The following is a 12,210-nucleotide window of genomic DNA, read 5'->3' as shown; positions in this document are numbered from 1 at the left end:
GCGATGTCTGACATCGTCGAGCGGTACAACATCCCCGAACAGCTCTTCTGGCTGCACGGCCCGCGACCGGGCGGGCCGGTCGAACACCACGCCGCCTCCGGCATGTGGAACGTCTACGGCTTCCCCGAACTGCACGAGGTCCTCGGCGACCCCGCGACGTTCTCCTCCGACGTGCTTCGCGTGACCCCCGAGGAGCAGAAGCCGCAGGGGTTCTCACTGGACGGCTTCATCACCCAGATCGACCCGCCGGAGCACGGCAAGCTGCGCAAACTGGTCAGCAGCGCCTTCACCCGCAAGGTCGTCGCGGACCTCGAGCCGAGGATCGCCGCCGTCACCCACGAACTGCTCGACGCGGCGCGCGAGCGCGGCGGGTTCGAGCTGGTGCGCGACCTGGCCTACCCGCTCCCGGTCATCGTCATCGCCGAGCTGCTCGGCGTGCCCAGCAGCGATCGCGAGCTGTTCAAGCAGTGGGCCGACACGCTGTTCCGGCAGGACACCAAGGTCTCGTTCGACGAGCTCTTCGACAGGCGGGAGCAGGACAGGGAGACCACGATGAAGTCGTGGCGGGAGATGTCCGACTACCTCGCCGGCCACGCCGCCGAACGCCGCCGGCAGCCGCGCGCCGACCTGCTCACCAAGCTGGTCGAGGCCGAGGTGGACGGCGAACACCTGCCCGACGAGCAGGTGGTCAACTTCGCGATCGTCCTGCTGCTGGCCGGGCACGTCACCACGACGATGCTGCTCGGCAACACGGTGCTGGCCCTGGACGCCTTCCCCGAGCAGCAGGACCGGGCGCGGGCCGACCGCGCCGCGATCCCGGCGATCATCGAGGAGTCCCTGCGCTTCTTCACCCCGTTCGCCCTGCTCGCCCGCGCCACCACCCGCGAGGCCGAGCTCGGCGGCGTGACCATACCGGCCGATCAGACGGTGCTGACCTGGATCGGGGCGGCCAACCGGGATCCCCGGCAGTTCGCCGACCCCGACGTCTTCGACCCCCGCCGCGACCCCAACCCGCATCTCGCCTTCGGCCGCGGCATCCACTTCTGCCTGGGCGCCCCCCTGGCCCGGCTGGAGGGCCGGGTCGCCCTGAACATCCTGCTCGACCGGTTCGACCGCCTGCGTACCGATCCGGAGGACCCCGTGGTGTTCATGCCCATGCCGACCATGACCGGCGTGCGGCGCCTGCCGCTGGTCTGAGCCCGCCACGCCACCTGCGGGAGGCCGCGCGGCCTCCCGCTACTCGCCGCCCGCCACGTACCTGTCGAAGAAGGCGAACGTGCGCCGCCACGCGTCGTCCGCCGCCGCGCGGACGAGGCCGTGACGCAGCGGGAACAGCGCGAGCTTCGCGACGGGGTGATGGCCGTCGGTCATGAAGGAGTGCCCGGCGTCCGGATAGATCTCGACGTCGTGCTCGATGCCGAGGGCCTTCATGTGCTCCCGCAGCCGCGTGCCGTGCCGCCCGAAGCCCTGGTCGCGGCCGCCGTAGGAGCCCACGACCGGGCACACCGGGCGCAGCCGCTCCTGGTCGCGGGGGACCGCGCCGTAGTTGACCGACGCGGCCCGCACGCCGGGCGGCGCGCTCGCCGCGTACGCGAGGGCGAACCCGCCGCCCATGCAGAAGCCGATCACACCGAGCCGGCCGCCGTCGACGTCGTCGCGGCCGGCCAGCCACTGCCGGGTGGCGTCGATGTCGGCGGCCGGCTGACCCGGCTTCTCGGTCACGAACTGGTGCATGGCCCGCGACAGGCACCCGACCCTGGTGCCGTGGCTGTAGAGGTCCGGGAGGACGGCCGCGTACCCGTGCTCGGCGAACAGGTCCACCACGTCCAGCATGTCCGGTTCGATGCCGTAGATCTCGTGCAGGACCACCACGCCCGGCCACCCGGCCGCGGGCGCCGTCCCCTGCGGCAGCGCCACCGTCGCCTCCAGCGCACCGCCGTCCGGCAGCGGGACGCGTACGTCCTGTCTCATCAGCAGTCCTCAACCGATCAAGGAGTGAGGAACGTAACGTAACACCTCAGGCGTCCCGCCTAGCCGGCCGCGACGGACAGGCAGGCCCAGGCGATCAGCGCCGGCAGCCCGCCCGCGCGGGTCAGGTCGGTGGCCGGGTCCGCGGGCAGGCCGAGGAGGCCGAGGGCCGCCTCGTGGGGCAGGAGCCGCACCGCGTCCGCCACCGCCTCCCGGGCGGCCGCGATCTGCCTGCCGACCGCCGTGCCGAGCAGCCGGGACACGCTCAACGCGGTCACGGCCAGCGTCAGCCGCTGCCCGGCGCCGCTCGCGCCCTCGCCCGGGACCGCCGCCACCGCCGCCAGCGCGGTGAGGAGGCCGGCGAGGACGAGGACGATCGTCCGGGTGCGGTCGGCGCGCGGGAGCCGCCGCATCCCCCGTGCCCTACGCGGGGCTCGCGTCATTGACGCGAACGGGAGGAAGGGATACATTCCGGTAGATTTCACGGTTGTCCAAGGGAAATCCGGTGAGATGCCGGTGCGGACGCGCCACTGTATCCGGGACGTAGATCCCGGGAGCCAGGTCGCTTGGACTTTCGTGACCTCGTTGGTCGGGACGCGTCATCCCTGAGGAGGCATGTATGAGTGGTCTGTCCACTCCTTCGGCAATCCCCTTCCCCCGTCTGCGGCTGTGGCTGCTCGCCGTTCCGGTGCTGCTGCTGGTCGCCTACCTGGTGCTGATGGACAACGGGGCCATCTCGCAAACCGGTGCTTACCTGCACGAACTCATGCACGACGGACGCCACCTGCTCGGCGTTCCCTGCCACTAGGCGCGCGCATGGTACGCACCCTGCTGGTCAGGGGCCTGCTTCTGGGCCTGCTGGCCGGATTGATCGCGGGCGGCTTCGCCTTCGCCTTCGGGGAACCGGGGGTGGACAGCGCCATCGCGCTGGAGCAGGCCCATGCCGCCCAGGAAGCGCCCGGCCATGACCACGGCGAGGAGGCACTCGTCAGCAGGCCGGGACAGAAGGCCGGGCTCTTCCTGGCCACGGGCCTGTACGGGCTGGCCGTGGGAGGGATCTTCGCCCTCGTGTACGCGGGCCTGCGCGGACGGGTCGGCCCCCGGTCGGACGGCGGGCTGGCCCTCGCCGCCGCCGGGACGGCGTTCGTGGCGGTGATCCTCGTGCCGTTCGTGAAATATCCCGCCAACCCGCCGGCCGTGGGCGACCCGGAGACGATCGACAGCCGCACCCTGCTCTACGTGGTCACGATCCTCGTCGGGCTGGCCGCGACCGCGATCGCGGTGGCCACCGCGCGCCGCGTCACCGCCGGGCCGTGGGCGCGGTGGGGCGCGGCGGTGGCGGCGTTCCTGGTTCCGGTGATCGCGGCGTGGACCCTGCTGCCGGCCGTGAACGAGGTGCCCGAAGGTTTCCCCGCCACGCTGTTGTGGCAGTTCAGGCTCGCGTCGCTGGCGACGCAGCTCGTCTTCTGGGCGGCCTTCGGCGTGCTGTTCGGGTGGGCCTGCGACCGGGCGGCCCGCCGCGCGGCGGGCGTCCCGGCGACCGCCGCCTCGCCGGGCTGAGCGGGGTGCTGTTCGTACGGCACGCGAGCACGCCGGGGATGCGGGCCGCCTGCTTCCCCGCGCCCGGCGAGGACGCCGACGCGGCGAGCCTGACCAGGGCCGCCGCGCTGACCCGGCCGCCGACCGGGCCGGTGGCCGCGTCAGCGGTGGGAGCGGGGACCGTGGCGGCGCCAGGGCCGGCGGCCGGAGCTGCGCTCGGGTCGGCGGCCGGGGCGGTGGTGTGGGTGGCTCCCAGTGTTGCCGCCCGTCAGACCGTCGACGCGCTCGGGCTGGCGGCTCGGGTGGCCCCGGCGCTGGCGGAGGTGGATTGCGGCCGGTGGCGGGGCCTGCCGTACGAGCGGGTCGCGCGGGAGGAGCCGGACGCGCTGGCGAGCTGGCTGACCGACCCGCACGCGGCCCCGCACGGCGGTGAGAGCCTGGCCGCGCACGCCGAGCGGGTCGCCGCCTGGCTGGAGTCCGTACGCGCGGAGCCCGGCGTCGTCGCCGTCTGCGACGCGGGCACGATCCGGGCGGCGCTCGGCCACGCGCTCGGGCTGGACCCGCTGAGCGCCGCCCGCTTCGATCTCGCGCCGCTGTCCGTCACCGAGCTGACCGTCACGCGCGCCGGCTGGCGGGTCGCCCATGTCAACCGGAAGGTTCTGATTTGATCGTGACATATCCCTTCAGCGCGGTCGTCGGGCTCGACGACCTGAAGCTGGCGCTGGTGCTCAACGCGGTCTCCCCGCGGGCCGGCGGCGTGCTCGTACGCGGCGAGAAGGGCACCGCCAAGTCGACCATCGTGCGCGCGCTGGCCGCCCAGCTGCCCGCCGTGAACGTGGTGCCCGGCTGCCGGTTCGCCTGCGACCCGGCAGCGCCCGACGCCGGATGCCCGGACGGGCCGCACGAACCCGGGAGCCAGGGGCTGGAGCGCCCCGCCGCGCTGGTGGAGCTGCCGGTCGGCGCCTCGGAGGACCGGCTGGTCGGCTCGCTGGACGTGGAGCGGGCGCTGACGGAAGGGGTGAAGGCGTTCGAGCCCGGCCTGCTGGCCGCCGCCCACCGCGGCGTCCTCTACGTGGACGAGGTGAACCTCCTCCACGACCACCTCGTCGACCTGCTGCTCGACGCGGCGGCCCTGGGCACGTGCTACGTGGAGCGCGAGTCGGTGTCGGTACGGCACGCCGCCAGGTTCCTGCTGGTCGGCACCATGAACCCGGAGGAGGGCGAGCTCCGGCCGCAGCTGCTGGACAGGTTCGGGCTGACCGTCGAGGTCAAGGCGTCCAGGAACCCGGCGGAACGCGCCGAGGTGGTGCGCAGGCGGCTCGCCTTCGACGCCGACCCCGGCGCGTTCGCGGCCCGGTGGGCGGCCGAGGAGGCGGCGCTGGCGAGCCGGATCGCGCGGGCCCGGACCCGGGTGCCGGGCGTGCGGCTGCCCGACGCGCGGTTGCGGCAGATCGCGACCGTGTGCGCGGCGTTCGAGGTGGACGGCCTGCGGGCCGACCTGGTGACGGCGAGCACCGCCATCGCCCACGCCGCCTGGCAGGGCAGGGACGTGGTGACGACCGAGGACGTGCGCGCCGCGGCCCGGCTGTCGCTGCCGCACCGGCGGCGGCGCGATCCGTTCGACGCGCCCGGGCTGGACGAGGCCCTGCTGGAGGAGCTGCTGGCGAGGACGTCGGGGGATGAGGAGGATCCGGACGATCCCGACGGCGGAGGTCCTGATATTTCCGGACCTGGCGGCCCGGACGGCTCGCCCACGTCGGCCGGAGACGGCCCCCCGCCACCCGGCGATCCGGAAGGCGGTCCTGAAGGCGGCGGACCCGGGAGCGGCGGACCCCAAGACGGACCCCAAGACGGGCCTCAAGACGGGCCCCAAAGCGGGCCCGAAGGCGGGCCCGAGGGCGGCGGGCCTCAAGGCGGGGCCGGGCCGGATCGCGGGCGCCGGCACGACCGTGCGTTGGACGGCAGATACCCGCCGGCGGTCGACGATGCCGCACAGGCCGCCGAAAGCAGGGAATCGCTGTTGGCTGCCGACGACGGCGCGGTGCTGGCGCAGGGCGGAGTGCCGGGGGAGGAAGCGGCCGGGCGGGTGGCCGGGGTGGCGGCGCCGTACCGGGTGCCGTTGCTGGAGGTGCCCGGCGTCGGCGAGGGCGCGGCCGGGCGGCGGTCGCGCTCGCGCACCCCGCACGGCCGGGCCACCGGCTCGCGCCGCCCCGCCGGACGCGTGCGCGACCTGCACGTCACGGCGACGGTCCTGGCCGCCGCGCCCCACCAGCTGCGGCGCGGACGCCGCGGCCCCGGGCTGGTGCTGCGCGAGGACGACCTGCGCGAGGTGGTGCGCGAGGGCCGGGAGGGCAACCTCGTGCTGTTCGTGGTGGACGCGAGCGGCTCGATGGCGGCGCGCAAGAGGATGACCGCGGTCAAGACGGCGGTGCTCAGCCTGCTGCTGGACGCCTACCAGCGGCGCGACAAGGTCGGCCTGGTCACCTTCCGCGGCCGGGGCGCGGCGGTCGCGCTGCCGCCGACCTCGTCGGTGGAGGCGGGCGCGGCGCGGTTGCGCTCGCTGCCGACCGGCGGGCGCACCCCGCTGGCGGCCGGGCTGGCGCGGGCCGCCGACGTGCTGCGCGTGGAGCGGCTGCGCGACCCGGCGCGGCGGCCGCTGCTGGTGCTGGTGACGGACGGGCGCGCCACGGCGGGCGGCGACGTGGACCGGGCGGCGGCGCTGCTGGCGGGCACGGCGGCGGTGGTCGTGGACTGCGAGAGCGGCCCCGTGCGGCTGGGCCTGGCGGTCCGGCTGGCGGCCCGGCTGCGGGCGCGCCTCGTCTCCCTCGACTCCCTGGCCGATCTCGGCTCGGTCGTGCGCGATCACAGGAAGGCGGTCTGAGCATGCCGCAGGGAAAGCCGGCCGTCGTGCCCGACGACGGCCTCACCACCCGGCAGCGCCGCAACCGGCCGCTGCTGATCGTGCACACCGGTCCCGGCAAGGGCAAGTCGACGGCGGCGTTCGGGATGGCGCTACGGGCCTGGAACCAGGGCTGGCCGGTCGGGGTGTTCCAGTTCGTGAAGTCGGCCAAGTGGCGCATCGGCGAGGAGCGGGCGCTGAAGGTGCTCGGGGAGACGGGCGAGGGCGGCTCGGTGACCTGGCACAAGATGGGCGAGGGCTGGTCGTGGATCCAGCGGCCGGGCAGCGAGGAGGACCACGCGGCCGACGCCCGCGAAGGCTGGGAGCAGATCAAGCGGGATCTGGCGGCCGAGACGTACCGGTTCTACGTGCTGGACGAGTTCACGTACCCGCTGAAGTGGGGCTGGCTGGAGCTCGACGACGTGGTGGCGGCTCTCGCCGCGCGGCCCGGCAACCAGCACGTGGTGATCACCGGCAGGGACGCGCCCGATCGGCTGATCGAGGTGGCGGACCTGGTGACGGAGATGGGCAAGGTTCGCCATCCCATGGACGCCGGGCAGAAGGGGCAGAAAGGCATCGAGTGGTAGTTCCCCGGCTCGTCATCGCCGCGCCCTCGTCGGGCAGCGGCAAGACGACGGTGGCCACGGGGCTGATGGCGGCGCTGCGGGCACGCGGGCTGCGGGTCTCGCCGCACAAGGTGGGCCCCGACTACATCGACCCGGGCTATCACGCGCTGGCCACCGGGCGTCCCGGCCGCAACCTGGATCCGTGGCTGGTGGGCGAGGAGCGCGTACGGCCGCTGTTCCTGCACGGGGCGGCGGGCTGCGACGTGGCGGTGGTCGAGGGCGTGATGGGGCTGTTCGACGGCAAGGGGGACACCGACTTCGCCTCGACCGCCCACGTGGCCCGGCTGCTGGACGCGCCGGTCGTGCTGGTGGTGGACGCGGCGCGGCAGAGCAGGTCGGTGGCGGCGGTGGTGCACGGGTTCGCCACGTTCGACCCCCGGGTGCGGGTGGGCGGGGTGGTGCTGAACCGGGTGGGCTCCGACCGGCACGAGGAGCTGTGCCGCTCCGCGCTGGCCGCGGCGGGCGTGCCGGTGCTGGGCGCGGTCCGCCGCGACGACGCCGTCTCCACGCCGTCGCGGCATCTCGGGCTGGTGCCCGCCGCCGAACGGGAGGCCGATGCGCTGGCCGCGGTGGACCGGCTGGCCGCGCTGGTGACCCGCTCGTGCGACCTCGACGCGCTGCTCCGGCTGGCGGCGTCGGCGCCGCGGCTGGACGCCGTCCCCTGGGAGCCCGTGCGAAGGGAGCGGACGGACCGGCCGGTGGTGGCGGTGGCGGGCGGGGCGGCGTTCACGTTCGGCTACGCCGAGCACGTCGAGCTGCTGCGGGCGGCCGGGGCGGACGTCGCGGTGTTCGACCCGCTGCGGGACGAGCGGCTGCCGGACGGGACCGCGGCGCTCGTGATCGGCGGCGGCTTCCCCGAGGTGTACGCCGCCGAGCTGGCCGCCAACGAGCCGCTCCGCGCGCGGGTGGCGGCCTTCCGCGGCCCGGTCGCCGCCGAGTGCGCCGGGCTGCTCTACCTGTGCGAGGAGCTGGACGGGCGGCGGATGTGCGGGCGGGTGCCGGGCCGGGCACGGATGACGCCGAGGCTGACGCTCGGCTACCGGGACGCGGTCGCGCTCAGGCGCTCGCCGCTGACGGAGCCGGGCGAGCGCTTCCGGGGGCACGAGTTCCACCGCACCGCCGTCGAGTACGCCGGCGAGCCGCTGTTCCGCTGGGAGAGGGGCGCCGACGGGTTCGGCGACGCCCTGGTGACCGCGTCCTACCTGCACCTGCACTGGGCCGGGCAGCCGATGACGGCTCAGCGGCTGGTGTCGTCCTCCAGGTCGCCCTCGGTCTTGAGATAGACCTCCTGCAGGCCGCGCAGGACGAGATGATCGGGGCCGCCGCTGCGCATGGAGCCGTATATGCCGGCCGCCTCAGGTCCGCACGGCCCGGCAGAACGCCCCCGCCAGATCGGCCGCCAGTCGTGCGCGTGCCGCCGGGTCCAGATGCTCGCCCGTGGCCAGCGCGGCCACGCTCCTGGCCAGCACCGGACCGGCGAACTGGCTGAGCAGCGTTTTCTCCGGCAGTTCGCGCACCACACCCGCATCCACGTGTGCCGCCAGCCAACTCATCATCAGGCCGACGAATCGGGGCGCGTAGTTCTCCCGTACGTGAACGGCCAGCGCGCCTCCGGGCCGGGAAACGATCTCGGCGAACATCGCGGCCATCACCCGCGCCTCCCCCATCAGCGCGTCGAGCACCTGCTCGTAGAGCAGCCGCGCGGCCGGCTCGAGATCCGCCGGCGGGTCGAGCAGTACCTCCTCCACGCCCGGCATCGGGCTGTAGCGGTCGAAGACCGCCGCGAGCAGGCCGTCACGGCCGCCGAGCTGCCCTTGGATCGCCTGCACGGTGCATCCCGCATCGGCGGCGATCATTTCCAGCGTCACTTCGCCGACCCCGAACGCGCCGTACAGGCCGGCCGCGGCTTCGACCGCCCGATCCCGCGCAGATCGGCGGATCACCTTCGCCCCTTGCCTGGCCAGGATCTCGTCAAGGTGGGATCGGTGGCCGATGCGGCGGATGAGCGTGCTGCGTGACACGCCCATCACGACGGCGATGTCTTCCAGGGTCAACTCGCTCGCCTCTGTCCCGGTCTCCGCGAGGTGGCCTTGTACGGCCGTGGCCACTTCTTCGACGTAGGCAGTGCTCTCCATCCCTGAAACTTACACTTGTCTTTAATGTAAGACAAGTTCTAGTATCACGATGACTCAAGGGAAAGGAACGAGCATGCACGCGTTCATCCGCGGGTACCGCATGGGGACCGGCTCCATCGACGACCTGATGCGCAAGGTCAACAGGCAGTTCGCGAATCAACTCTCCGCCGGAGGCGACGCCGCTTCTGACGCCCCGGTGCAGGTACCCGCCGGTATCGTCAGCTACCAGGCGATCGCCACGGGAGACGACACGATCGTCACCGTGACGGTGTTCGAGACCGAGGAGGCCTGTCGGCGGGCGGAGCAGGGAGTCAGGGACATCCGCCTGAGCCTGGCCGAGTTCCAAGTGGAGGAGACGCACACCTTCACCGGTGAGGTGATGTTGTCCCGCGCGAGCGAGGCGCTCCTCACCCCCGTCGTGCGCTGATCTCCAGCCCGACGGGCGCCGGTGAGAAACCCGGCGCGGACCGCGAGGCCGGACGGCCCCTTCCTGCGGGGGTGAAGGCGGCCGCCTGGCTCGTCTCATACGGTTACGGGACGTCCATGGCGGGTTCCGCGATACCGAATGCCGGGGTCAAGCGGTCTTCACCGACAGCCCCGGCGTCAACCGATGAAAGGCAGAGCCATGACCGTTTGCGGAGAAGGCGGCCTCGCTCGCCGGCCCCACCGGGAGGAGAACGTGCTGTTCGCGCCGCTACCACCGGAGCAGATCGTGGGCACCGTGAGCGGCTGGCCTGTCCTGCCGAGCGCTCGGTCGTCGGGGCCCCGTTCGAGCAGACGGGCTTGACCGGCATTGCCGTGCAGAGCTTCCGGATGAACGTCGCCCGGAGCTGCGTCACCGCGCTCGCGTCGCTCGCCCGCAGGGTAAGCGCCGATGAGCTGACCGCAGCCGCAGCCGCAGCCGCAGCCGCAGCCGCAGCCGCAGCCGCAGCCGCAGCCGCAGCCGACTTCGGCATCGGCAAGCCGTGGACTTTGTCGCTGAAGTCGTTCAGCGGCAGGTTCGACGAACTGGACTCCGCCGCCGACAAGGCGAAGTTCATCGCGGGACAGAACGTCGAGGTCGGCCCTCTGACGATGGCGCTGATCGCCGGTGCCGTCGCCACGGGGCACCTGGCGGCCGCCCCAACTGGTCATCACGCCGCGCCCCGCCGTCGTCCAGCCCGTGGCGGTTGACGCCAGGACGCTGTCCATGTTGCGGGCGAGGCGGCAGCGGCGGCCTCGCCGGGCGGTGCCGTCCCGGGCATCACTGCCGGGGCGACCGGTCAAGGTCGTGGCGGCCCGTGGCTGCGAGCACCTATGCCTCGTCATCGCTTCTCGAAATAGGACTTTCTACTTCAAAAACAGGAAGTCTCTGCTTAAGATGGAGAACCGCACGGACAGGAGGCAGCCCATGGCCCTACTGAAGGTCGGTTACCTGCTCCCGACACGGGACCACGCCGTACGCGGTGACCAGGATCTGAAGCAGCTCATCGACCAGGCCCGCCAGGCCGAAGCCCTCGGCCTGGACTCGGTGTGGGCCGGCGAGAGCCCGCTGACGAGGCCCCGCGCCGACCCGCTGCTCGTCCTGTCCGGCGCGGCCGTCGCCACCAGCCGGATCACGCTCGGCACCGCGGTACTGCTGCCGGCGCTACGCCATCCGATCCTGCTGGCACACCAGCTCGCCACCCTGGACCGGCTCTCCGGCGGACGGCTGATCATCGGCATGGGCGGCGGATTTCCCAATGCCGCCACCGAGGCCCAGTTCGCGGCGATCGGCGTCTCCTTCGAGCGCCGCATCGCCCTGCTGGAGCAATCGATCGAAGCGATGCGGCGGTTGTGGAGCGGCGAAGAGGTCTCCTTCGCCGGCCGCGACATCACCTTCCATGACGTGACCCTGGCTCCCACGCCGGTTCACCCGTCCGGCCCCCCGATCTGGCTGGCGGGAGGCGGCGAACCCGCGCTGCGGCGGGTCGCCCGCCTGGCCGACGGCTGGCTGCCCTACCCGCCCCACGTGCAGACCTACGAGCAGGAACGGGCCCTCATCCAGCAGAGCGCGACACGGGCCGTCACCCCCGCCCTCTACGCGACCCTCTGCCTGGGAGAAGACCCCGGACAGGCCCGGGAGCGCCTGCGCGTGAGCATCGAGCGTTACTACAACGCCCCGCTGGAGGCCGTCGAAACCATCCAGGCCATGTTCGCCGGCCCGGCTCACCAGGCCGCCGACTGGCTCACCTCCTATGCCGAAGCCGGTGCCCGTCACCTGGTGATCCGCCTGGCCGCCGATGACCACCGCGCGGCTCTGGAGGAATTCGCCGGCACCGTCCTGCCTGTCTTGCACGCGAAAGGAAAAGCATGACCACTTTCATCCTCGTCCACGGTGCCTGGTACGGACCCTGGGCATGGGAGCGCGTCACCCCGCTCCTGCACGAGGCCGGGATACGAACGGTGACCCCCACCCTGACCCTGGAAGGCGACGCCGGTCTGGACACCCACGTCCAGGAACTCCTCACCGTCCTGGACGACGAGGCGGCGGCCGACGGCGACGTGGTGCTGGTCGGGCACAGCTACGCGGGACTCGTCGTCCGTCAGGCAGCCGACCAGCGGCCCGGCCAGGTGAGCCACATCATGATGATCGACGGCTGGGCCGGTGGCGACGGCGAGAGCCTGTTCAGCCTGGCACCCGACGCCTTCGTCACCGCGATCAGCAGGGGCGCCCGCGCCCGCGCCGACGGCCGCCACGTGCCCGCCCCGCAGCCGGAACGCTTCGGCATCACCGATCCCGAGGACGCCCGCCGGCTGGCGCAGCGCCTGCGACCCCAGCCGCTGCGCACCTTCACCGAGGCGACCCGGCTGAGCGGCGCAGTCAATCAGATCCCCGGAACCGCGATCTACTGCCACCCTCCGACCTTCCCCTTCGAACAGTTCGGGAAGGCGGTCGGCTATCGCACGCTGCCCTTGGACGGCCCGCACGATGTGATGGGCACCCACCCGCAGGAGGTGGCGCGGCTTCTTGTGGACATTCACACCTCTCAGTTCAATAACGAGAAGGCCAGACATTAGAATG

At 73.0% G+C, this 12,210-nt stretch carries 14 protein-coding genes; 11 read left to right on the top strand and 3 right to left on the bottom strand.

All coding sequences use genetic code 11. The features are described 5' to 3' along the window. Positions 1-3 precede the first annotated feature (3 nt). Complete coding sequence (locus H4W80_RS10125) at positions 4-1,197, top strand: cytochrome P450 (RefSeq protein WP_192784854.1); 1,194 nt, start codon at positions 4-6, stop codon at positions 1,195-1,197. A gap of 39 nt (positions 1,198-1,236) precedes the next feature. Here H4W80_RS10125 and H4W80_RS10120 read toward each other — a convergent pair whose 3' ends face one another. Further along, entirely contained in the window at positions 1,237-1,971 is a 735-nt protein-coding gene (locus H4W80_RS10120; protein WP_192784853.1) for a dienelactone hydrolase family protein, read from the bottom strand. A 59-nt stretch (positions 1,972-2,030) separates the two neighbouring features. Next, the gene (locus tag H4W80_RS10115; protein WP_192784852.1) at positions 2,031-2,381 is read right to left on the bottom strand and encodes a hypothetical protein; all 351 of its coding nucleotides are present in this window, start codon (positions 2,379-2,381) and stop codon (positions 2,031-2,033) included. A 206-nt stretch (positions 2,382-2,587) separates the two neighbouring features. Here H4W80_RS10115 and H4W80_RS10110 point away from each other — a divergent pair, with 206 nt between their 5' ends. From H4W80_RS10110 to H4W80_RS10085, 6 genes are read left to right on the top strand one after another with little or no spacing between them, the layout of a single operon-like run. After that, positions 2,588-2,776 carry a CbtB domain-containing protein gene (locus H4W80_RS10110; RefSeq protein WP_192784851.1) on the top strand — a complete coding sequence of 63 codons (189 nt, stop codon included), beginning with the start codon at positions 2,588-2,590 and terminating at the stop codon, positions 2,774-2,776. A gap of 8 nt (positions 2,777-2,784) precedes the next feature. Further along, positions 2,785-3,528: a CbtA family protein gene (locus H4W80_RS10105; protein WP_192784850.1), complete on the top strand. Its 744-nt coding sequence runs from the start codon at positions 2,785-2,787 to the stop codon at positions 3,526-3,528. Beyond that, positions 3,462-4,175 (top strand): histidine phosphatase family protein, encoded by a 714-nt coding sequence (locus tag H4W80_RS10100; protein ID WP_192784849.1) that lies wholly within the window; start codon positions 3,462-3,464, stop codon positions 4,173-4,175. Before H4W80_RS10105 ends, H4W80_RS10100 begins: the two co-directional genes overlap by 67 nt. After that, the gene (locus tag H4W80_RS10095) at positions 4,172-6,388 is read left to right on the top strand and encodes a VWA domain-containing protein (RefSeq protein ID WP_192784848.1); all 2,217 of its coding nucleotides are present in this window, start codon (positions 4,172-4,174) and stop codon (positions 6,386-6,388) included. The genes H4W80_RS10100 and H4W80_RS10095 overlap by 4 nt, the downstream gene beginning before the upstream one ends. A 2-nt stretch (positions 6,389-6,390) precedes the next feature. Continuing rightward, positions 6,391-6,993 carry a cob(I)yrinic acid a,c-diamide adenosyltransferase gene (cobO, locus tag H4W80_RS10090; RefSeq protein WP_192784847.1) on the top strand — a complete coding sequence of 201 codons (603 nt, stop codon included), beginning with the start codon at positions 6,391-6,393 and terminating at the stop codon, positions 6,991-6,993. Continuing rightward, on the top strand, positions 6,987-8,315 hold the full coding sequence (locus H4W80_RS10085) for a cobyrinic acid a,c-diamide synthase CobB (protein ID WP_318786786.1): 1,329 nt from the start codon (positions 6,987-6,989) through the stop codon (positions 8,313-8,315). The genes cobO and H4W80_RS10085 overlap by 7 nt, the downstream gene beginning before the upstream one ends. Before the next feature lie 72 nt (positions 8,316-8,387). On the opposite strand, the gene H4W80_RS10080 is transcribed toward H4W80_RS10085, so the two are convergent. After that, the gene (locus H4W80_RS10080; protein WP_192784846.1) at positions 8,388-9,167 is read right to left on the bottom strand and encodes a TetR/AcrR family transcriptional regulator; all 780 of its coding nucleotides are present in this window, start codon (positions 9,165-9,167) and stop codon (positions 8,388-8,390) included. A gap of 73 nt (positions 9,168-9,240) precedes the next feature. Here H4W80_RS10080 and H4W80_RS10075 point away from each other — a divergent pair, with 73 nt between their 5' ends. From H4W80_RS10075 to H4W80_RS10060, 4 genes are all read left to right on the top strand, one after another. Beyond that, positions 9,241-9,594, top strand: a complete 354-nt coding sequence (locus H4W80_RS10075; protein WP_192784845.1) for a hypothetical protein — start codon at positions 9,241-9,243, stop codon at positions 9,592-9,594. Between the two features lie 356 nt (positions 9,595-9,950). Beyond that, complete coding sequence (locus tag H4W80_RS10070; protein WP_192784844.1) at positions 9,951-10,340, top strand: hypothetical protein; 390 nt, start codon at positions 9,951-9,953, stop codon at positions 10,338-10,340. A gap of 217 nt (positions 10,341-10,557) precedes the next feature. Beyond that, positions 10,558-11,502, top strand: coding sequence for an LLM class flavin-dependent oxidoreductase (locus tag H4W80_RS10065; protein WP_192784843.1), 945 nt, complete (start codon positions 10,558-10,560; stop codon positions 11,500-11,502). Next, positions 11,499-12,206 carry an alpha/beta fold hydrolase gene (locus H4W80_RS10060; RefSeq protein WP_192784842.1) on the top strand — a complete coding sequence of 236 codons (708 nt, stop codon included), beginning with the start codon at positions 11,499-11,501 and terminating at the stop codon, positions 12,204-12,206. The genes H4W80_RS10065 and H4W80_RS10060 overlap by 4 nt, the downstream gene beginning before the upstream one ends. Positions 12,207-12,210: the final 4 nt, after the last annotated feature.

This window comes from Nonomuraea angiospora (assembly GCF_014873145.1).
Classification (GTDB): Bacteria; Actinomycetota; Actinomycetes; order Streptosporangiales; family Streptosporangiaceae; genus Nonomuraea; species Nonomuraea angiospora.
The sequence above is the reverse complement of the archived record's forward strand: the minus strand, read 5'-3'. Positions and strand labels throughout refer to the sequence as shown.